General features: G+C 71.2%; 18 protein-coding genes. 5 read left to right on the forward strand and 13 right to left on the reverse strand.

Annotation, left to right across the window (positions count from 1 at the left end; genetic code table 11):
- Positions 1 to 13: 13 nt before the first annotated feature.
- The 13 genes from JS756_RS33120 to JS756_RS33175 all read right to left on the reverse strand — a co-directional run bounded on the left by JS756_RS33120 (position 14) and on the right by JS756_RS33175 (position 16,397).
- Positions 14 to 499, reverse strand: a complete 486-nt coding sequence (locus JS756_RS33120; RefSeq protein WP_205386973.1) for a hypothetical protein — start codon at positions 497 to 499, stop codon at positions 14 to 16.
- Positions 500 to 722: 223 nt separating this feature from the next.
- Positions 723 to 2,180, reverse strand: coding sequence for a peptidoglycan DD-metalloendopeptidase family protein (locus tag JS756_RS33125; RefSeq protein WP_240204737.1), 1,458 nt, complete (start codon positions 2,178 to 2,180; stop codon positions 723 to 725).
- Complete coding sequence (locus JS756_RS37325; protein WP_240204738.1) at positions 2,173 to 2,853, reverse strand: hypothetical protein; 681 nt, start codon at positions 2,851 to 2,853, stop codon at positions 2,173 to 2,175. Before JS756_RS37325 ends, JS756_RS33125 begins: the two co-directional genes overlap by 8 nt.
- 75 nt (positions 2,854 to 2,928) lie before the next feature.
- The gene (locus JS756_RS33135) at positions 2,929 to 5,361 is read right to left on the reverse strand and encodes a hypothetical protein (RefSeq protein ID WP_240204739.1); all 2,433 of its coding nucleotides are present in this window, start codon (positions 5,359 to 5,361) and stop codon (positions 2,929 to 2,931) included.
- Entirely contained in the window at positions 5,358 to 7,961 is a 2,604-nt protein-coding gene (locus JS756_RS33140; protein WP_205386974.1) for an ATP-binding protein, read from the reverse strand. The genes JS756_RS33135 and JS756_RS33140 overlap by 4 nt, the downstream gene beginning before the upstream one ends.
- A 42-nt stretch (positions 7,962 to 8,003) precedes the next feature.
- On the reverse strand, positions 8,004 to 8,567 hold the full coding sequence (locus JS756_RS33145) for a hypothetical protein (RefSeq protein WP_205386975.1): 564 nt from the start codon (positions 8,565 to 8,567) through the stop codon (positions 8,004 to 8,006).
- A complete protein-coding gene (locus tag JS756_RS33150; protein WP_205386976.1) occupies positions 8,564 to 8,905 on the reverse strand; it encodes a hypothetical protein in 342 nt (113 codons plus the stop codon). The genes JS756_RS33145 and JS756_RS33150 overlap by 4 nt, the downstream gene beginning before the upstream one ends.
- A gap of 16 nt (positions 8,906 to 8,921) precedes the next feature.
- A complete protein-coding gene (locus tag JS756_RS33155) occupies positions 8,922 to 10,043 on the reverse strand; it encodes a conjugal transfer protein (RefSeq protein ID WP_205386977.1) in 1,122 nt (373 codons plus the stop codon).
- Complete coding sequence (locus JS756_RS33160) at positions 10,040 to 10,306, reverse strand: hypothetical protein (protein ID WP_031048149.1); 267 nt, start codon at positions 10,304 to 10,306, stop codon at positions 10,040 to 10,042. The genes JS756_RS33155 and JS756_RS33160 overlap by 4 nt, the downstream gene beginning before the upstream one ends.
- A gap of 184 nt (positions 10,307 to 10,490) precedes the next feature.
- Positions 10,491 to 11,444, reverse strand: coding sequence for a hypothetical protein (locus tag JS756_RS33165; protein WP_205386978.1), 954 nt, complete (start codon positions 11,442 to 11,444; stop codon positions 10,491 to 10,493).
- Between the two features lie 1,496 nt (positions 11,445 to 12,940).
- Complete coding sequence (locus JS756_RS33170) at positions 12,941 to 14,593, reverse strand: hypothetical protein (RefSeq protein ID WP_307791341.1); 1,653 nt, start codon at positions 14,591 to 14,593, stop codon at positions 12,941 to 12,943.
- Positions 14,594 to 15,310: 717 nt separating this feature from the next.
- Entirely contained in the window at positions 15,311 to 15,439 is a 129-nt protein-coding gene (locus tag JS756_RS37730) for a hypothetical protein (protein ID WP_275892774.1), read from the reverse strand.
- Positions 15,440 to 15,620: 181 nt separating this feature from the next.
- A complete protein-coding gene (locus tag JS756_RS33175; protein ID WP_205386979.1) occupies positions 15,621 to 16,397 on the reverse strand; it encodes a GntR family transcriptional regulator in 777 nt (258 codons plus the stop codon).
- Between the two features lie 146 nt (positions 16,398 to 16,543).
- Here JS756_RS33175 and JS756_RS33180 point away from each other — a divergent pair, with 146 nt between their 5' ends.
- Genes JS756_RS33180 through JS756_RS33200 form a run of 5 tightly spaced genes read left to right on the forward strand, consistent with a single transcriptional unit; the run spans position 16,544 to position 20,263 of the window.
- Complete coding sequence (locus JS756_RS33180; RefSeq protein ID WP_208106602.1) at positions 16,544 to 17,182, forward strand: WhiB family transcriptional regulator; 639 nt, start codon at positions 16,544 to 16,546, stop codon at positions 17,180 to 17,182.
- Entirely contained in the window at positions 17,179 to 17,463 is a 285-nt protein-coding gene (locus JS756_RS33185) for a hypothetical protein (protein WP_205386980.1), read from the forward strand. The genes JS756_RS33180 and JS756_RS33185 overlap by 4 nt, the downstream gene beginning before the upstream one ends.
- Positions 17,460 to 19,004 carry a DUF2637 domain-containing protein gene (locus tag JS756_RS33190; protein WP_205386981.1) on the forward strand — a complete coding sequence of 515 codons (1,545 nt, stop codon included), beginning with the start codon at positions 17,460 to 17,462 and terminating at the stop codon, positions 19,002 to 19,004. Before JS756_RS33185 ends, JS756_RS33190 begins: the two co-directional genes overlap by 4 nt.
- Positions 19,005 to 19,064: 60 nt before the next feature.
- The gene (locus JS756_RS37965; RefSeq protein ID WP_166633254.1) at positions 19,065 to 19,235 is read left to right on the forward strand and encodes a hypothetical protein; all 171 of its coding nucleotides are present in this window, start codon (positions 19,065 to 19,067) and stop codon (positions 19,233 to 19,235) included.
- Positions 19,232 to 20,263: a hypothetical protein gene (locus tag JS756_RS33200; protein WP_205386982.1), complete on the forward strand. Its 1,032-nt coding sequence runs from the start codon at positions 19,232 to 19,234 to the stop codon at positions 20,261 to 20,263. The genes JS756_RS37965 and JS756_RS33200 overlap by 4 nt, the downstream gene beginning before the upstream one ends.

Genomic DNA, 20,263 nt, shown 5'->3' on the forward strand with positions numbered 1-20,263 from the left:
TGCGTTCGGGGCGTCAGGAGCCGAGATGGATCTGCGGTCGTTCGCGCGTAGCCCGGCCGTCGGCTTCCACCGGCCGCATCTCCACCTGGGCGTAGCCCTGGTGGCGCAGCACCGACATCGCTCGGTCCGGGCCCTCGACCCTCATGGACAGCGATCCGTTGGAGCAGGTGAAGCGGACACGGAGGGCGCTGGTGCGGGTCGAGGAGACGAGCCAGCGCGACACGCTCTTGTGCGCGCGGGCCATCTGGTGTCCGAAGCGGATGACCTCTTCCGGCTTCGGGTCGAAGCCCGTGGTCGGCAGCACCTCCAGGGCGGTTCGCTTGGCCATCGGGCCGCGGGACAGGGCCCAGCGGACTGCGGCAGCGCCGCCGCCGGCAGCAAGAGCGAGCAGCGCGACCCACCAGGCGTTGGCCATCACCGAGTCCGCCAGCCGCTCGGCGTGACCCGGAAGGTCCCCGATGAAGCCGATCGCGCCGTCGACGAGGTCGTTCGTGGTCATCGCCCACCGCCCGGGGACGAGGCGCGCGGCGGCGCCGCGGCGGCCGGAGCGGGCACGGGGGGAGTCGGGAGCACGGCGGCACCTCCAAAGAGCAAACGGGCCTTTCACCTGCTACAGGTGTCGGGATCCGGCTCGGTGTGACACTCCGCTCCGAATTTCTTCGCGGTGTTGCGTCGGCCGGCGTCACGACCCCTTGCAGGGGCACGTGACGCCGACCGACGGGTCAGATGTCGACGCCGTGACCGCGGAGGTAGGCCAGCGGGTCGATGTCCGATCCGTACTCCGGTCCGGTGCGGATCTCGAAGTGGAGGTGCGGACCGCTGACGTTGCCCGTGGCCCCGGAGTATCCGATCCGGTCGCCGCCCTTCACCTTCTGGCCCACGGAGACGTTCAGCGAGGACTGGTGCGCGTACTGCGAGTACTTGCCGTCCCCGTGCTTGATCACCACCTGGTAGCCGTACGCGCTGTTCCAGCCGGCCGTCACCACGGTGCCCGGGCCCACCGCGCGGATCGCGGTCCCTGTGGGCACCGGGAAGTCGATCCCGGTGTGGTAGCCGCTCGACCACATCGACCCCGAGACCCGGTAGCCGGTGCCGATGTGCTTGTCGGCGACCGGGGCGACCCACGAGCCCGAGGTGCTGCCCGAGCCAGGCTCGGTGTAGTTGGGCCGCTTCATGATCAAAATCCGGCCTTTCCAGAACGAGAGGGGCTTGATCCGGACGCGGGCACCGGTATGCGGCGCGTCGATCACCTCCCCGCCGCCGATGAACATGGCGACGTGCTCCGGGCTGGAGGCGCTGCCGCCCGAGAAGAGCAGGTCGCCGGGACGCAGGTCCTTCTGCGAGTTCACCTTGGTGCCGATGTCGACCTGGTCGTACGTGACACGGGGGAGGTTCACGCCGACCTTGCTCCAGGCGTACTTGACCAGGCTGGAGCAGTCGCACCCGTTGGAGCCCTGGAACGGGGGCTTGCAGTTCCCGCCCAGGACGTAGGGGGTGTTGTAGGCCTCCTTGGCGCCCGCCACGACCTTGGCCAGACCCCCGGACGTCTTGCCGTCCATCGGTGCGGACCAGCGCTCAGCCCTGTCCCGGATCTCGCGGACGTACTTGCGCGTCTCCTCGTACGGCGGGATCCCGCCGTACTTCTTCACGTTGTTCCCGCCGGCGTTGTAGGCGGCGAGCATGTTGTCGACGACGTCACCGGGCACGCTGCGGATCTCATCAGCGAGCTTGCAGTCGTAGGCCACCATCGACGGAACCGCGTCCTCAGGGTCCAGCGGGTCCGCACCACCCTTGTTGTTGGCGTCGATGCCTTCGGTCGCCCAGGTGGAGGGGATGAACTGCGCGATGCCCAACGCGCCGGCTCCGCCGTCGGGCGGGTTCTTGCGAAAGGTGGACTCCTGGTAGAGCTGGGCGGCGATCAGCGAGGGAGTGACCTCCGCACAGCCGTACCTCGACACGGCATCGAGGATGATGGGGCGTAGCCAGTCGGGTATCTCTTTGGTGTCCGACAGGCCGCCGCCGAATCCCGCGTTCTCCAGTGCGTCGCTCGTGTTGTCCTCACCGATCGCCGACGACAGGGCCAGCACGGCGCTGATGATCAGGCCGAGTCCGAGCAGGGAGGAGACAAGGCCCGCGATCAGCACCCGTCGCAGGACCTTGGACTCGCCCTGCTCAGACATTGGGCAGCCCCACGACACGCCAGCTGCCGTCGGCGCCGCGGCGCAGCTTGAGGGCCACCTGCTCTTCGGACTCGGTGACGGGCCCCTTGGCCGGCGACTCCTTCAGCTTGTAGATCACGCGCGCGAAGCTGGAGTCCTCGCTGGGGGCAGGCGCTCCGTCCGGCAGCGACACCCGCAGAACCGTCACGGTCACCTGGACCTGGCGGTCCTTCCAGCTCAGCCACTGTTGCGTGCCGGCGCTGCCGCTGGTGTGGGTGCGCAGGTCCTCGGCGAGGTCCCCGGCGGCGTAGGCGGCGGCACGCCTGGATGCGTCGTCGAACGACGAGTCCCGGCCCGGCCGGGCGTCGTGGCTGGCCCATGCCGTCGTGAAGGCCCGGGCCACTTCGTCGACCGGCGCTGGAACCGACGCCGGGTCGGGGTCCGGTACGTCATGAGACCCGGACGGTTCGGCATTGGGCGAGGCCTCGGCTGGGGGTGTGTCGTCCTTGCCGTTCCCGACCGCTGCGCTGGATGGCGCGGTCGTACGCGGAGCCGATCCGGAGCCGGCGGGACGCTCGCCTCCACCGAGTCCGAGGAGCAGGGCGACACCAACAGCTGCCAGGACAGCCGCAGCGACGAACAGCGCGATCGTCCCGCGCTGAGCACGTACACGCGCGGCATCGGTTTTGGGCATGGAGGTCCCCCGTGAGGTGGTTCTGGTGCGGTGATCTGGGCGGCCGGGACCTTGGAGGTCCCGGCCGCGCCCCGGCTACGGCCGGGGCCTGGGCGGGCCGGGCGGCCGGGTGGCTCGCCGGATGGCCCGAGGCGGACCAGACGGCTTGGCCGGCGGTTTCGGCGGTGCAGGGGTGGGCGGGGTCGGCATCTTCGGCACCGCCGCCGGCCCGGCGGCCGGGGGCTTCACCGAACCTGGCGTCTTCGTGCCGGCTGTCGTGGTCGCGGGCTTGCCGGGTGTCTTGGCTCCGGCCGCCGTCGGCGCGCCCCCAGGAGTCTTCGGCGCGATGGCGCCGGCTCGCGGGCCGGGAGGAGTCGCGGCCCTGGGGTTCGACTGGATCTGTGCCAGGCCGAGGTTGACCTGCGCCTTCGTGCCTTGCTTCGCGACGAACTTGCCGGCCGTGGCGACGTTGCGCTTGTACTCGGCGCCGAAGTCCTTGGCCTCCTGGACCTTCTTGTCGATGGTGCGTTCCTTGACGGCCTTGAGCTGGTCGCGCACCTGCCCGGCCCGGGCGGTGGCCGCAGCGGCGCCCCGCTTGGTCGCGGCGACGCCGCGGGGAATGCCCACCGGCGCGCCGACGGTGGCCATGAAGGCGAACTTGGTTGCCTTCGCGCCGTACTTGGCGGTGGCGGCGGCCGCTTTGCCGGTGGCCATGGTGGCCCTGCCGCCCCGGGTCTGGGACATCTTGTTCGCGGCGGCCGTGGCCAACCGCTTCTTCAGGGTCTGCTTGGCCGCCTGCTGTGCCGCGACCTTTGCGGCCGCGCTCGCGCCGCCGGTGCCCACGGCTGCGGCGGCGTTGGTGGCGAGCCGGGCCGCGGTTCGCAGTCGGCTGGCCTTGCGGTTGGCCTGCGGCGAGCCGACCCAGGCGTTCTTGGCGGCCTTCATGCCCTGGCCGACGGGCCTGCTCACGCGCCGGGCCTCGCTGCGGGCCTCGCCCCACATCTGCTTCAGGCCGGGGGCGGTCTCGGCATAGCGGCCGGGGCTGTTGAACACCGAGCGGCGGGATCCGCCGACGCGGGCGTTGACGAGCTTGCGGTTGAGGTTGACCGCGATGCTCTGCGCGGTCTGCTTGATGCGCTTGTGGCCGGCCAGACCGGCGACGGCGGTGACGTCGATGACGATGAATTTGACGGCGAGGACGTCGCCGGTGTCCGCGTCGATGAGGGCCAGGACGATCAGGATGAAGATCGCCAGGAAGAGGATGGAGATGATGACGCCGAGGACTGCCTTGGTGATCGCGGAGAACCAGCGCCACAGGGTGGCGCGGCCGCCGCCGGGCAGGATGCCGGCGGTGAGGGCCCAGTGGCCGCGGATCGCCTCGAAGGCCAGCCAGCCCTGCGCGGTGAGGAACGTGCCGGTGACCAGGATCATGAGGATGGCCACGATGACGGCGGCGATCGCGACGAACAGAGCGGAGAAGGCGAGGTCGGCGGAGGCCCGCTTGGCCTTGGGCTTCACGTCCCCGCACGCGGCCTCGAACTTCTTCGAGTTCTCGGTGAGCTGCCCGATGAAGTTCGTGTCGTAGATCGAGTCCATCATCGCGGCGTCCCAGTAGTTCATCCCGAGCTGGTCGAGGTTGAACTCGGCGAGCTTGAACTCGCGGAACGCCTTGTCGCACTGTCCGTCGAAGGTCTGCCCGTACACCATGAGCTGGTTGGGCTTGACGATGAACGCCTCCACGAGGGCGTCAGTGATCGGCTTCGCCACGTTGTTGGGGTCGGCGCTGCCCTTGGCGCTCGCCGGGTCGTCGGCCAGCACGATGGAGGCGACCTCCAGAGTGAAGTCCTTCGACTTCCCCACCAGGCCTCCCTCCGAGAGCAGCATGGTGGAGCCCTGCGGCTGAGCCTGGTCGTGCTGGCCGAGCAGCACTTGGGCCGGCGAGACGAGCACGGTGGTGGTCAGTGCGGCGACGACGAGGGAGACCCCGATCTCGGCGAAGCCTCGTGAGCGCTCCTTGAAGAGGATCAGCCAGCCGCAGTAGAAGCCGGCGAACGTCAGGAACAGGCCGGGGAGCCCCAACCTGTCGATGACCTGGTTCTTGATGGTGCTGGAGATGTCCTCGACGGGGCCGACCATGACCTTGGCCAGTCCGAAGTTCAGAGCCCACTTGATCAGCCAGCAGGTGAAGCCGATGACCCACTTCGAGACGCCGAAGAGCAGCTGGGCGACGATGTTCCAGATCTTGAGGTCGATGTCCTTCCAGCCACCGGTATCCGTTTTGACGGTGTAGGAGCTGATCGGGACGCCGTCCTTGTCGGTGACGTTGAACGGCTGGAGCAAGCCGTCGCTACCGTCCTTCGGCTTCTGGTTCAGGTTCTTGCCGGCCGGGCCCGCAGCCGGCGCGGAGGTGCTGGGCGAAGGCGACGGGTCTGCCGTGGCCGCAGGGGCCAGCACCACGGTGAACAGGGCCACCAGGACGGCGATCAGACCGAGGCGCCGCTTGATCCCCCTTCGCTGTATGCGGCTCATGCGAGGGCTCCGTCCGCCTCGGCGAACTCCACGGCCTCGTCGTCCTCCTCGGCGCCCTGCCCAGGCGTCGTAGTGATCGCGGCGGCGGCGTTCTCGTCCGCCGGGATCAGCACCTTGATCCCCGCGATCCGCTTGCGGAGGTCGCGGTAGAGGCCCTCGCCGGCCCGCAGGGCGCGCTCGGTCTCGCTGACGTTGAGCGGGGAGAGGTTCTCGGTGATGACCTTGAGCATCTCCTCGTCAGCCGGGTCGAGATCGAGGAACTCCAGGCACCTGGCGGCCAGCGCCTTGCCGCGGTGACGGAAGACGAAGATGTGGGACAACAGCGCCCGGATCTTGTCGCCGATCTCCGACTTCGGGCCGATGTCATACGGGTCGTGCGAGCCTGCGAAAGCGCCGGCGTTGTGCTTGCGGCCGTCGGCGATGAGCTCGAGCAGCAGGTTGGAGCCCTCCGCGGACGAGGTGAGCCACCAGCACTCGTCGAGGAAGACGCCGGCGAACTCGTTCGGGTCGGCGAACGCGATCTCCCGGCAGAGCGCCGTCATCAGGTACATCAGCCGCCAACCGAAGCGCTTTTCGACCTCCAGGCTCGGGAGGCGGTGCTCGGAGAGCTCCTCCTTGGTGGGCAGGCCCAGGCGGTCGACGGCGAAGACGATGCTGTCGGCGTCGGTGATCCGTACGACCGGCAGCGTGGGGTCGAAGATGACGCGGCCGAGGTCCTTCTTCGCCAGCGACCGCAGCTTGCGCACGAGTTCGGAGGCGGCGGCGCGGACCGCGTTGTCGTTCGGCTCCTCCGGGTCGGGCGTGCGGGCCCGGTCGGCGAGCGTGTCCATCAGCGCGGTCATGCTGGGCTTGGGCCCGAGCCGGGTGGCCTCGATCGCCTCGGCGAGGGTGATGCCCTCGATGCTCATCGAGCCGATGTCCAGGAGCGGGGTGAGGAAGGACTCGGTGTAGCGGGCGGCGCGCGGGCCGCGGAAGACGCGCAGGGGGTCGAGGGAGACGCCGGCGTTCTCGTCGACGTTGATGATCTGGGTCGTGCCGGGGCAGGCGTTCGCGAATCGCGACCACTCCTGCTGCGGGGTGCGGTCGATGACCAGGGCGCGGCCGCGGGAGTTCCTCTGGCCGGCGCGGTGGCCGGTGGTGAGGATCGAGTACATCGCGCACTTCATCGCGACGGACTTTCCGGAGCCGAGCTCGCCGACGAACGCGGCGGATGCCGAGGCGTTGACGCGGGGGCCGTGGGAGAAGTCGACCAGAACGGGGCGGACGCCGCCGCCGTTGAGCTGGAGGCCGAAGAGGCTGCCGGAGTCGTCGCCCAGGCCAGCGCCGCAGAACGGCATCGACATGGCGAAGTCCCTGGCCAGCAGGTACTGGGTGTAGTCGAGCATGGGCCCCGGGGTCTTGGTACCGGGCAGCATGCCGTGGAAGAGCGCGACCTGGTCGCCGGTGGGCCTCACGAGCGTGTAGTCGTTGCCGCCGAAGTGGTTGGCCAGCGACGTCGCCTTCTCGTCGGCTTCCTCGGGGGTGGTTCCCCACACGCAGGTGGCGACGGTGGCGCGGATCTCGACCTCGGTGCTGGAGGCGGTGAGCCGGTCGCGGTACTCGTCCAGGGCGAAGGACGCCTTGTCGAGGGAGGCAGGCACACCGGAGGTTTCCCCGTCGTATTCGCCGCGCTGGTGGGCGAGCTCGCGCTGCTGGCGCCGGCTCTTCGGCTCTGCCTTCGAGCCGGACTCGACGTGCAGCCGGACGGCCCAGTCCACGGGGAAGTTGAACTCGTCCAGCGCCGCCAGGTACTCGCTGCCGGGGAAGCGGAAGGCTTCGGGCATCTCGCTGAGCACGCAGAACGCCTGGTAGGAGTCGCCGTGTTCGCTGGTGGCGCGCAGGTAGCGGCGCTTGAAGGGGTTGGTCGGGCCCTTGGAGGCCCGGGTACCGCGGCCGCCCTCGTCCAGGATCACCTGGGTGTGGGCGGTCACCGTGTGCCCGCGGCCGCGCAGGGCGCGCGGTGCGCCGTCCTCGGGAAGGAGCGGCTCGCTCAGGCCTCGGCGGGCGCTGTGCCCGTAGATCCACAGGATCTCCGCCTCGGTGGCCGGCCGCATCTTGATGCCGGAGGGCCAGCCGGCCGCCAGGCGGTTGGCCTGCTCCAGGCGCTGGCGCTCCTCGGCGAGGGAGATCGGGGCGACCGGCAGGCCGAGTGCGCCCATGACCTCGACCTGGAGGGAGGACAGGACCGCCCGGCTGCTCTGCTTGAAGTCGAGGTGGGGCAGGGGGACGGCGAGGAAGTCGACGCGGCCGGTGAGTTCGAGGTCCTGGAGCTGGTCGAGGACCTTCAGTGCCAGGTCGACGTACTCGGGGGAGGCGTCGAGGTCGACGCCGGCGGTCATGCGGGTGACGACCGACGCGGCGTCGACGCTCGGGCACAGGCTGAGCAGGAGGGCCTCGCCCCGAAGGGATTTGAAGAGGGCTTCCAGGGAGTCCAGCCGCTCACGCTTCGTGGACTTGCTGGCGTGGGTGTAGTTCTCGGTGTCGACGCGCCACACCGCCCACACGGTGGCGGCGGTGGTCCAGATGAGGTGGCCGCTGATGTGCCGGACGGGGAGACGCATGGGTTCTTCCTTCTGTGCTGGTGGTGATGACGAGACGGTTCGTCACTGCTCGTCGAGGGAGGCCAACAGGGCCTGCAGCCCGGTCTTGGGTTCCGACCGGGCCGCCGCGGCCGCGGCTGGCATCGGTACCGGGCGGGCTGTGCGCCGGGCTACGGGAGCGGGCACCGGGGCGGGCTTGGCGGCGGCCGCCGGGGCGGGCCGCTCGGCGGACCGGACGCGCACCGTGCAGGTGGCGGTCGCCAGTCGCGGTCGAGCGACCCGCTGCGGCTTGCCGGCCAGACGTCCCTGGGCCGGAGTGGAGGAGTAGATGAGCAGGCTGCGCACGGCGCGTGCCGGGTCCCGGCCGTCGAGCCGCGCGTACCGCAGCACCCAGGCCAGGCCCCAGGGGATCAGTGCCATGAGGATGAAGTTCATGGCGCCGAAGTGGGCCCACAGGTCCCGGGTCATGACGAGGAGCCCGAAGCTGATCACCATGGTCATGACCTGGGTGATCGTGTAGGGCCCTCCCGGGAGCCGGCCGGCTCCCGGGAGCTTGCCGATGACCAGCGGGTGCTTACGGGCTCGCGTGTACGAGTGCCCGATCAGCTCCTCCTCCGAGGCGCTCACGAGACCCGCCAGCCCTCACCCGCCATAGCGGGGGCGTCGCCGGTGACGTGGACGACGGACACCGACGCTGCGGTGTCGTCGATCTCGGAGCCGACCTTGGTCTTGAGGACGTTGAGGTTGCTGATGCCCCAGAGCACGAGGGCGGCCAGGACGAAGGCGACGAGGGTGCCGACGAAGGACCGGGTCTTCCACCAGGCCATCAGCACGGCGATGATCGCCATGAGGGCGGCCACGGCGAGGACCAGCGTGCGGACCTGCCCCGTCTTGGTGTTGGCCCAGTCGAGGACGTCGCCGGCGAGGACGACGTGGTCGGGGTTGGCTGCTGCCAGAGTGCGCATGAACGATTCCTCTTTCTCAGGAGTTCGACGGCGACGGCGAGTCAGATGCCGTGGCTGCGTCGGGGCTTGGGGTGGTGGTGTGCGGCGCCGCCGAGGGCGGGCTGCTCGCGCGAATAGCCGGGGCGTCGTCGACGGACGCGACCTCCCAGCGGCCGGCGCGGGACTTGAGGGTGAGCGCGTAGTTCAGCGAGACCGGGCTGCCGGCCTGGTCCGTGGCATCGACCTGGACCAGCTGGTGCAGCACCGTGCCGTCGGCCGGCACCTTCTGCTGGCCCGAGCCGGACGAGTCGTCCTGGACGCCGGTCACCTTCACCGCGGCGTACGGTGCAGGGCTGATCGGCTGGAGCCGCGTGCCGGGCGAGGTGTAGCGGTCGAGCTCGGTCGTACCGGTCAGGTAGGCGGCCAGGAATCCTCGGGCGGTCTCGACCGACGGGTCCGCGCTGCTCGACCCGCGGTCGGTCTCGTACGCCAGGCCGCCCGGCTTGAGCGCGGCCGGTGCGGCCACCTGAGCCGGCAGCGACGTCGCCGCGTAGCCAGCGGTGGCGCCCTGCTCCGTGCCGCCGGCGCCGGCCGGGCCGGTGGCCTGGATACCGACACGGAAGTACTGGACGCCCAGCCGCGTGGACTTGCCCTTGTCGTCGTGGGCGGTGACGTCGGCGGCGACGGTGACGGACCAGTAGCCGGGCTGGACCTCGCGGGAGGCGATCACGGTGGACTGCGTGGCCGTGCGGGTTCCGGGCTTGACCGCGAGCGCGACGGAGCCGGAGTAGTACGGCGCCAGGTCCCGCTCGGTGCCCTGGCCAGCCTGCAGATAGGCGGAGACGAACAGTTCAGCGAAGCCGGCCGGCCCGACCGGCGACGCCGGCGACGCCGCGGCGGCCGGTTTGGCCGCGCCCTGGGCGGGAGCGGACGAGGAGAGGAACGCGAGCGCGCCGAGGACGGGGCCGGAGACCACGAGCGCCCAGACACCGGCACGGACCAGCCGGGAGAGCCCGGCCATCTGGGCCGTGCTCGTCTTCCACCCGGTCTCATCCGGCTCGTCCGGCGTCTCCAGGGGCTCGTCGACCTCCTCGTCCCAGGCCTCCGCCTCGACGAGCTGCTTCTTGGCCGCCTTGCGCGGCCGGCGCTGCCGCTTCACGACGCCGTCCGCAGGGCCTGGACGGTCAGGACCGTCGAGATGCGCTCCTTGAGCTGGTCCGGCGTGCGCTGCAGCAGCACATCCCACGACGCCAGAGAGGCCTCCGACTCCTTGTCGAGGAAGGCGCGCATCTGCTCGTGCAGGTCACGGTCCATCGGCCGGCTCACCAGAGCGGCAGCGATCTTGGTCAGCTCGCGCGAGGCACGGGCCACACGGGCCTCGTCGGCGTCGAGCAGCTGTCGGCCGGTGCCGGCCGGGGACATCGTGGTCACGTCGGTTCTCCCGGAGTCGAGAAGGGGCGGGGGCGGGGATGTTCAGGTGGGGCGGAGCCGATCTGGCGGCCCTCTCGCCTGCTACAGGTGTTGAGAAAGCGCGCGGTGTGACAGTGGGGCCGAGGTTTTTTCGAACGACTTCTGCGGCGCCCGATCCGAGGGGCGCCGGGCGCCCTCAGGCCGCGGCGTGGTACTGCGCGAGGTCCGACTTCGCGCGCAGCGTGCGCACGGCACGGCTGGCGTGCTGCCGCAGCAGGTCTCCCTCGTGGCCCATGGACCGGGTGGTCATGTGGCGCTGGTCGGGGCGCTGCGAGGTGGACAGGTAGTACCGGGCGATGCGCTGGGCTTCGAGCTCCTTCAGCGCTCCGACCTCCACCGCCCACAGCAGCAGGTCGAGGACCTCCGTCCGCGTCTCGTGACGCGACAAGGCCGGCTCGTCGACATCGACGAGCTCCATCTGCGCGGCCCGCACAAGGAGATCGGCGAGCTCGACCGTGTGGTGCGGGGTGTCGGGGTCCTCGCTGGCGACGACGTGCGCGTATCGGGTGTGGGACTCGGCTTCGGCCAAGGGCGCGACGCCGGCGGCGAACTCCTGGACGTCCTCCACGTCGTCGAGGCAGGCGGCCAGGGTGCGGCGGGTCAGCTGCAGGGTGTCGAGCGCGAGGTTGTTGAAGATCCGCCGCGGCCGCCGGTCGAGCGGGTAGGTGCGGACGACCTCGAAGGCGGCGCCGAGCACCGTCGCACAGACGTCGTCCCACGGAAGGCCGTAGGACCGCCGCTGCGTCTTCGCCATCAAGACCGCCTTGGGCAGCAGGACTCGCACCGCCACCCGCCACGCGAGGTGAGCGTCGAAGCCGGTCCCCCCGGCCCGCTCGACCAGCAGGTGCATCACGCGGTCGTGGCCGTCCAGGTCCCCGCAGCGGTGGTACGCGGAGATCTTGTCGACCACGTCCTGAGGACTGGCCGCTCCGGCGAGGTCCGGGTGCTCCCCGGCCCACGCGGCGACGCGGTCCGCCGCTCGCAGGTCTCGGCAGAGCGCGGCCCAGTCGCGGTTCATCACGGTGAGCGTGTCGTAGCGGGGCGTGGACTCGGAGAAGTTGAGTGCCGGGGTGTGCTGGGTGGTGGCCACGTCCGTGTCCGTCCTTTCGCGCCATCTGGTCTCGATGGCGCTCACACTCCCGACGGGCCCCTTGACCGCCGTCTGACCGCGATTGCGGCCTGACGAGGTCAAGGGGAAACCGGCCTTGCCCACCCGGGCGGCCCAGCTGGGCAAGGGGGCCGTGGTCAAGGGGTGGGCGGAGTGGTCAAGGGGGATGGACGTCCACACAGCGGGGTGGATGGGTGCGCCCCACTTCCACCGAGGAGGGGATGGAGACCACTCCCACTGGCAGTGGATGGAGTGCGGCGCATCTGCCCCGCTCCATCCACTGGAGTGGATGGAGCACACCGAGTGGGTGGACCATGACCCGCCGCATGGCGTTCGGGTCCACCCGCACTCCGGCCACTCGGTGGGCCACCGCCCCCCATCCGTCCATCGCGATGGACGCCACCGCGAACTCGGACTGAATCCCCAGTGCCGCCATCGCCTCCGCACGGCGTCCTGTACGACTCCGGCGCGCGCTCGGGAGGAAGCCCTGTCCGGCCGCACCGCCCATCCGCTGGCCGGCCGGCGTCTCTCGGGTCGGCTTCCGCTGGCGTCGGTGCAGCCCTCAGCCTCATCGGGTGAGGCACGGTGAGCGGCCGCCGGGTTTCCCCTTGCCCCGGGCCGAGGTCAAGGGGAAACAGCAGGTGCCCCGGCCCATGGTCAAGGGGTGGAGGCGAGGCCGGTCAAGGGGGGTAGCAGCTCGTGCGGTGAACCTGGTCAAGGGGTGGATCGAAGAGAAGGGGGCATCGACCGAAGCTGTTCGGGGGCGGACACCCCGGGGTGGGTGACACGCTCAGCTCCAGCACGACCGGTCCGTGCCTCGGGCTGACGGCGTCTTCCGTCTATCGCCCGTTTCTCAGCAGTGGGTTGAGAGTGGGTGCCACCGGTGTAGTGCATCGCGGCATCGAGTGGAGCCCACCGTGTGGATGGACCATGGCCGATCCACTGGTGTTGCCCATCGAGTGGAGTGGGCCGGTGGGCGCCACTCGGTGGCGGAGGCCGGGCTCCACTCCACTGAGTGGGCTCCACCGTGTACGCGGTGGAGCCGGATGGAGCCCACTCAGTGCGAGGCGCCGGCGATGGATGGTGGGCTTCGCGAGTGGGCCGGGGTGGAGGAGGCCGTCGCACTGGCCCCGGTGGCGTCCACTCATCGGGTGGCCGCCACCCCCGGCCCTACTCCGCGCCGGCGTTTTCCGGTGCCGCAGCGCTGGGCGATGCACAGTGCGGTTTCCCCTTGACCCGGACTGCGTGTCAAGGAGGATCGCGGGCGGCCGGGGAGGCCGGTCAAGGGGGACCTCAGGCCCGGGTCCGGTTCATGGGCGTCGGCCACGCCTGCGCCCGTTTTCCGGGAACGGCCGCTGAAGCAGCGGCGAGGTGGGTGGCCGAGCTCTGCCCCATCGGCGCGCAGTGGAGCGCGCTCCAGTGGAGGGGGGCCGGCCCCACCCGGCAGTGGCGAGCCTCGACGGGGTGGAGTGCGCGGCTCATGATGCGGCCCACTCCATCCGGCGGGTCCGGCACCGGACGCAGAGGCCGGTGGAGCCGAGCGCCGGACGGGTGCATCCACTGCCGTCCCACCCCGCGCACACCTCGGGGTGTTCCGACGGGGATGGACCGCTGGCACGTCCACCCTCGTGCTCCTCTCGGCACGGCTTGCACCGGGGGGCGGCCGAGGCGGCGGGGTTCAGCACCAGGACGGCGCAGCCGCACTCAGGGCACCGGCCCCGCGGAGCTGCAGGAGTGGACCGGGGGACGGGAACCCGAGCGGGGGTGGGGCGGACGGTGGAGAGAGTGGAGGCGTCGGACTGCGCCGTGCCCTGGCGCCGGTCGCGGACGATCTCCTCGCACACTGAGCACTGGCGGCCGCTGCTCCACAGGACGCCGGCCTCGCAGTCGAAGATGCCGCAGCCCCAGCGGGGCAGGCCGACGCCGAGGATCCACCGGCCGGGGTCGCGGATCTCGTCGGTGAAGGTGCGGCAGACCCGCGTCTCCAGGCGCTGCCGAAGCCGGGCGTCATCGATGCCGGAACGCAGCTGGCTGCCGACTTCCCGGGCGATGCGCCGCTGCATGTAGATGCTGGTCTGCCGATAGAGCCGGTGCACCGGCTCGAGGACGGCGTGCACCCGGGCGCTGATGGTCAGCCCGGGCCCGCCGTAGGCGCCTGCGCGGTTGGTCAAGGGGGTGCCCGAGGGCTCGGTCAAGGGGGTGGTCAAGGGGGTCTGGTGGTCATCCGCGCGCAGCGCGAGCCCACCTTCGCCGGTGCCGTGCTGCGGCTGCGCACCGCGGTTTTCCACACCTTCACCTACCTGTACCTCGCCTACGGCGGGTGAGAAGAGGGCGCGCTCGTCATCAGGTCGGTCAGTCCTAGGTTCTTCCATAGTCGCGAGTGATCCCGCACCAGCCGACGAACCCGATCCCTCACCAGGACCAGAGGTGGAGGAGGGCGCGACGCCCGTGGAGGACGGCTGTCCACAGGCCGCGTCCTGAGCGGCGGCCGGGATGTCGTGAGCGACGAAGTGGTGGCGGCCGCGTACGCCCGCCCGCCGCTCCACGGTGATCCACCGCGTCGCCTCCAGCTCGTCGACGATCTCGCCGGCGGCCGCGGTGGTGAGCGGCTGACCGGCCCGCTGGCCGCTGTGGTGGTGCAGCGCCCCTGCGATCTCCGACTCGGTGAGCGGGAGCTTCTGGGCCTGGGCATAGGCGATGAGCGCGTACGCGCGCAGCTGGCGCGGGGTGAGGTCCTCCGAGGCAGCCACCGGGATCCACACGAACCGCTCCGTCGCGCACAGCGGCCGGGTACGGCGCACCGCCGAAGTGCCGTTCCCGCCGGGCAGGGAACGCCGGGTCGAGGACAGCTCGACTACGCCGTCGGGTCCGGGGCGCATCAGCTGCGTCATCCCGCGCTCGACGGAGGACTTCGACAGGCGGAGGTACTCCGCGATGGTCACGGTCGCCGCCGTGCACCCTTCCGGACGCGACGCCAGCGCGGCGATCTTCACGTAGACGGTCACCGCGACGTCGGCGTAGTGCGGGTTGGCGACGAGGCGCAGGGGCACCTTCACCCGCTGGCGGCGCTGCGGGCGCGCCTGATCGCCCGTCGGCGGCGGGCTACTGGGAACTGCTGCTGTGCGGGGCACGCTTCTCCTGGCGCACCGGTGCCGCGGGGCGGCGAGTCGGGTGCGCTGGGTCTCGACGGCGTCCGGCAAGGACGCGCGGTCTGGGGTCTGGCCAAAGGCACTCGGGCGGAAGCTGAAGGAACAGGTCCTTCAGCTGCTACGGGTGTTGAAAAAGCCGACGGTGTGACAGTCCGGCCGAGAAAATCCCTGGCGAGCCTGTGACCTGCGGGTCAAGGGGGTGCCCGGGGCGGCGACAGACCCCCTTGACCAGCCACCTGGCCGGGGCCGTGAAGGCCCGTCGGGCAGGCGTGGGAAGCGAGGCGGTCAAGGGGTGCTGGCGGCAGCGGGTCAAGGGCCGACCACCGGGCCGCGCTGCGCTCCGGCCGGTCCCGGCGGGAGCGCCGGTCGCGAGAGCGGGTACGCAGCGTGGCGTCGAAGTCACGGACGGGCGAAAAACAGCCGGGATCGGCGTGCTTAGGTGGCGTCCGAGCTGACAAAGGGCATGGGTGTACTGCAAGATGGACCCCGTTCTCCCGGGTCGCCCCGGGAAACGACAAACCCCCTCGGGGGAATTGCTGCTGGAGGGCAGTGATTGCCGGACCATTCGGTCTGGCCCTCGCTCAAGCTGGGCCGCTAACCCAGGACTGAGCGGTGACGGCCGGCAGAGGAGCTGCTAACTCCGAAGCCGGCGGAGAGGGGCGAGGAGCAGCCTTTGCTAGAGGCGCCCGCCCGGAAGACCTACGACATCCTCAACTCCCCCTTCCAGGGGGCATTCGCGTTTCTGGGCCCGGACACGCCGGGCAGCGCCCACGGCAGCTCCGCGCCCGGCGCGGTGGATCCGCTCGGGGCCTGTGCGGTGCTGGTCATGGGAGAACCGCCTTCTCGGTTCGCCGGGCTCGGCGCCGTGCGCCGGGGGCCCGAGGTGAGGCGTATTGGATCAAGCGAAAGTCACCCTATCCCCTGACGCCCGTCGTGCACACGCACTCGGCGCGTTGTCCACTCGACGTCGAAAAGTGCGGCCAAAAGGGGCAGTTGACTCGGAGAGTTTCTAACTGGCGCTTCCTGTACGGATGGTCACGCGATCCGCACGTACTACCGTCAAAAGGTATGAAGTTGGGCGCTCATCCGTAAAACCGACTCTTCGAATCTCGAACACCGTGGTGCCGACCTTGGACTTGAGGAGCGAGCACTCTTCGGTGGTGGCCGGCCGCGCGTCCCAGTTGCTGGCGTGGCTGTCCTCGCGCCGCAGCGGGCCAACCGTGAACGGCGCGACGGTGGCGGCTTCGACCGCGGTCACCGTGAGCGCGGCCGGGGTGAAGAGGGTCTGCAGCGCCCATGGAGTGCCGGCCTGCAGCAGCACCGCCTGCCGGACGGACAGGGCGGCGTCCGGCGCGACGGCCAGAGCCTCGACGGCTGCTGCATCAGTGCCGGGATCCCCGCGCCTGATGTCGTCGTGGCCGCTGTCGCCGGGATCCCTCGGCCGGAGCAGCCCGTCCTCGTGCAGTCGGACCTGTATGGCGGAGGCCGGCTGCAGTACCCGACTGCGGCGGCGCGGCGCCGTCTCGACCAGGCCCTCCTTCTCGAGGAGTCGTAGGGCCTGGGCCACGGTGTTCGGTGCGACGCCGAGCTTCTCACCCAACTCGCGCTGACCGGGGAGCTGCTCGCCCGGAGCCAGCTTGCCGCTCAGGATGTCGGCGCGCAGTGCGGCCGCGACCTGCTCGTGCGGGTGATGGGACGTCATGGGCATGGGCACATCTTGCCGCACCCGCCAGAGCGCACGGCTCATCCGCTGGACCTTCTTCCTTGACGTGATCGCCAACAGCATGCATCATCTGACGCATCTGCATTAAGGCAGTTAAGGCAGATGGCGCGTGTAAAAGCAAGCGACCCCCGGGGCTGGTCCCCCCGGAGGCCGCGAACGCGCCTCACCACCCACCAGAGCGTCACAGGAGATGAGAACGCGTGAACACCATGATGGCAGCCCGCCCGCCAGCCTCCCGCGCCATCCCGGGCACGGCCGAGGCCAGCATCGCCCAGTTCGTCGCCGCGACCGATCCGCTCGACAGCCTCGTCGCCAGCGGCTTCCTCGACCGGCAGGACGGCCACTACGTCGCGCAGGAGCTGCGCACCCCGCAGCTGCGCCAGACGATGAAGTACTCGGTCTGCCTCACCGCCGACCCGGACATCGGCCACTTCTACCAGGAGGACGGAGAGCCGGACACCGACTGGCGCCGGCGCCGCGCCCAGACCGTTCGCGACCACTGCGCTGTGTGCCCGGTGCGCGCCGCGTGCGCCGAACTCGCCCTCCGCGAGGGCGACACCGTCGGCATCCGCGGCGGGCTGACCCCCGAGAAGCTCAAGCGCCGGCTCGTCATGGAGCGCGACCGGCTCGACCAGGCCCTTGCCGAGGACCAGCGCGCCGCCCAGAGGCAGCAGGCCCGCATCGCCGCGGCGCGCGAGGTGCAGCGGCTCGCCGGCCAGTACCTCGGCACCTCCGGGAAGCCCGAGAAGCGCCTGGAGAACATCGAGAACGTCCGCAAGGCCGCACGTCACCGCGACGAGCTCGTCGCCGACCACCGCCGCTCCGCCGGCTGGACGGCCGCCGCATGAACCCCGCCGACGACGCCCACGCCCTCAACCGCGCCCTGGTCAGCGCGCTCGCCCGCCGCGACGACGTCCTCTTACTCCCCGTCCTCGTGCCGGCCGGCGCCGACATACCGCCCGTCAACCCGCTCACCGCGTTGCTCCTGGTCCTGCTCCGCCAGGCCACCGCCGAGCGCGACGCCTACAGGGACTGGATCACCCAGGACCCGATCCCGCCCAGCGACGACCCGCTGCGCGCCCGGGCCGCCGAAGCGGCCAGCAACCTCGCCCGGAGGGACTCCCCGTGACACCCGACCTCGCCCCCCACGGCGCGGCTCTCGCCGAACTCCTCGGCAGCTGGCAGTTCGTCCTCGGGGCGCTCGTCCTCACCCTCGGCCCGGCGATCGCCCTGCGCCGACGCCGCATGGCCCTGGCCGCGCTCACCGACGTCGAGCGCGCCGCGGCAGCCGACCGGCGCGGACGCCGGGTCGAGGACCTCCTCACCGTCGTCATCGCCGCAGCCGCGGCCGCCCTGTCGGCCACCGGTCTGCGCCGGGTCGGACACCACCAGATGGGCCTGGACGCCCCGTTCGACCTCCTGCCCTTCGTCGCACTCGACGTCGCGGCGATGGTCTGCGGCCGCCGAGCCCGCCGCCGTGCCCGCGACGGCGACGGATCGGGTCTGTCTGGCGCTCTCTTCTGGATCCTCGCCGGCATCAGCTCGGTCTTCTCCGCGTCCGAAGCCGGCTCCCTCCTCGGCGGCGCGGTCCGCGCGGTGTGGCCGGTCCTGGCGGCCGTGCTCTGGGAGATCGGCTCGCTCGAGGAGCGCCGCGCCGCCCGCACCAAGGGAGGACGCCCCGACCGCCGCATCGCGCTGGTGCGCCTGCTCCACCCCGTCGAGGCCTTCCGCGTCGCACTGCTGCTCGCCGCCCGCCAGGACCTGGCCCAGGAGGAGGCCACCGCCGAGGTCCGCATCTCCCGGGCTGCCTACCGCTGGTACCGGCTGCGCCGTGCCCAGGACGCGGTCAAGAGGGCCGGTGGGATGACCCGCTGGGCATACCGCCTCGCCGAGATGCATGCCGACGGCCGCGCCCAGGATGCCAGCGAACGAGCGGGATGCTCCGACCCCGCCATCCTGAAGCGCGTCGTCGCCCGGCTGCAGCTGCGCGTACGCCAGTCCGACATCGCCGGGATGAACCTGCGCAATCCCGTCGCGTTCGAGGGCATCCTCAACACCCTGATCGGCACCATCCCGGCCATCCCATCCCAGACGGCCGACCCCCATGCCGCCCCGTCATCCCACTCCCGCGACGAGGAAGACGGGCAGGTCAAGGCCGGGATGGGCGAGGGAGACGAGCCAGGGGAGGACAGCGGCGACGAGGACACCGCCTCGCCGGACCCGGACGCCGACGCCGGGCAGGATGATGACGCGGCTGCCGGGCGGAAGACAGACGAGGAAGTCATGGCCGCCTTCGTCGAGACCGTCCCACGCAAGGAGGACGGCACGTTCGCCTGGGGCATCAACAAGATCTCTGCCGCCCTCGGCATCGGGAACGGCCGGGCCAAGAAGTTCCTGGACACCCAGTCCGAATGGCTGCCCAAGGCGCTGGCCGCCCATCCCGTCGCGCACGGCGCCGACGGCGAAGAGCCCGACCACTTCGACCAGGCCCTCGCCCTCGCCAACGAGTCGCCGCAGCCGGCCGCCCACGCCCAAGACCCCCAGCCCGCCCCGGCTCCGGCCGGCCAGCAGCAGCTCGAAGAGCTCCTCCGCCTCGACCCGACCGCGGGTGACCACTTCGAGGAGCACGACAGCGGCCTCCTCGTCCCCGCCGCCGGCAGCCGACCCTGACGCCCCGCTCCGCAGGGCCCCCCGCAGGGCTGCCCGCGAGCACGACCGTGAGGACCACACATGTCCACCACCTTCGACCAGCACGTCACCGAGGCCCTCGCCCTCATCGCCCCGGCCCGCCGCCCGGTGACCTCCGCCCGGCCGGCCCGATCCGCCGGCGCCCCACAGCACGGCCGGCCCCGCCTCGCCCTCGTGCGGCGCCCCGTCTCCCACGAGGGGAGCGAGCAGTGAGCACGACACCCTTCACCCGCGGCCGTACCAACCAGGCAAACACCGAAACCCCCGAGAACGAACCGTCCCAGACCCCGGAGACGGGCGACGGCATGCCGGACGACGAGACGCGGCTGCGCCGCCTCCTGTTCCGCATCGGCGTCCGACCGCTCGGCCACGCCGAGCAGCCCGTCGAGGAGGAGCCCGAGCAGGGCGCGGCCCGCCCCGACCGGGCCCTGGAATCCGCCGGTTCCACCCGTCGGATCTCGATGTCGCCCGGCGGACGGCTGCCCGTTCCCGGCCAGACCATCAACCTCACGGACGACCAGCAGATCCCGGCCGACGAGCCGATGCCCGCCGAAGACCAGGACACCACTGCGGAATCGGAGCCCGCAGGGGAGCCGGCGAACAGCACGTGGCCGCCTCGTGTCCCCTGGCGCCGGGGCAAGGACGACGACCAGGCCGAGGGGGCCGGGGGCCCGGAGGCCGCGGACGCGGACGAAGACCTCCCAGGTTCGGAGGGCGAGGGGCCCGACTGGTTCCGCGTACGGAAGACCGCCGATCCGCAGGCGCCGGAACCGGACCCCTACGAGGTGCACAACCACTACTACGGCACCGGCCAGGAGCCGGCGGCCCCCGCAGGGGAGGGGACCGGCCCGGCCGGCCCGGGCCGCAACCGCAGGTCCCTCACTGCCTGGTGGGCGTCGCTCACGCCGCTGCAGCGGTTCATCCTCCACAACGGAGCCGCGGCAACCGCCGGCGCCTGGAGCTGGGGCGTCTTCACGGCCCAGTGGAACACCGGCCTGCCTCAATGGACGCTCGCCGTCATGCACGACGCTGCGGCCAGCAGCAACGAGCCGTCCACCCCGTTCATCGTCGGCGGCGGCGTGATCCTGCTCGCCGCGGTCGTCGGCGGCGGCATCTCCGCCTTCGTGGAGAGGTGGCTGTACCGGCTGCCCTCGTTCTGCGCCGCGGTCCGCTTCCTCACCCACATCCCGGTCGCCTCCGCCGGCATCGCCGTCCTGCTGTTCTCCGCCCCCACCTTCTAA

This window comes from Streptomyces actuosus, from assembly GCF_016921115.1.
GTDB lineage: Bacteria > Actinomycetota > Actinomycetes > Streptomycetales > Streptomycetaceae > Streptomyces > Streptomyces actuosus_A.

What these genes read in the sequence shown, in the direction of transcription:
- JS756_RS33120 (WP_205386973.1), bottom strand. Translation starts at nt 499, where the DNA reads ATGACCACGAACGACCTCGTCGACGGCGCGATCGGCTTCATCGGGGAC.
- JS756_RS33125 (WP_240204737.1), bottom strand. Translation starts at nt 2,180, where the DNA reads ATGTCTGAGCAGGGCGAGTCCAAGGTCCTGCGACGGGTGCTGATCGCG.
- JS756_RS37325 (WP_240204738.1), bottom strand. Translation starts at nt 2,853, where the DNA reads ATGCCCAAAACCGATGCCGCGCGTGTACGTGCTCAGCGCGGGACGATC.
- JS756_RS33135 (WP_240204739.1), bottom strand. Translation starts at nt 5,361, where the DNA reads ATGAGCCGCATACAGCGAAGGGGGATCAAGCGGCGCCTCGGTCTGATC.
- JS756_RS33140 (WP_205386974.1), bottom strand. Translation starts at nt 7,961, where the DNA reads ATGCGTCTCCCCGTCCGGCACATCAGCGGCCACCTCATCTGGACCACC.
- JS756_RS33150 (WP_205386976.1), bottom strand. Translation starts at nt 8,905, where the DNA reads ATGCGCACTCTGGCAGCAGCCAACCCCGACCACGTCGTCCTCGCCGGC.
- JS756_RS33160 (WP_031048149.1), bottom strand. Translation starts at nt 10,306, where the DNA reads ATGTCCCCGGCCGGCACCGGCCGACAGCTGCTCGACGCCGACGAGGCC.
- JS756_RS37730 (WP_275892774.1), bottom strand. Translation starts at nt 15,439, where the DNA reads ATGACCAGCACCGCACAGGCCCCGAGCGGATCCACCGCGCCGGGCGCG.
- JS756_RS33175 (WP_205386979.1), bottom strand. Translation starts at nt 16,397, where the DNA reads ATGCTGTTGGCGATCACGTCAAGGAAGAAGGTCCAGCGGATGAGCCGT.
- JS756_RS33180 (WP_208106602.1), top strand. Translation starts at nt 16,544, where the DNA reads ATGATGGCAGCCCGCCCGCCAGCCTCCCGCGCCATCCCGGGCACGGCC.
- JS756_RS33185 (WP_205386980.1), top strand. Translation starts at nt 17,179, where the DNA reads ATGAACCCCGCCGACGACGCCCACGCCCTCAACCGCGCCCTGGTCAGC.
- JS756_RS37965 (WP_166633254.1), top strand. Translation starts at nt 19,065, where the DNA reads ATGTCCACCACCTTCGACCAGCACGTCACCGAGGCCCTCGCCCTCATC.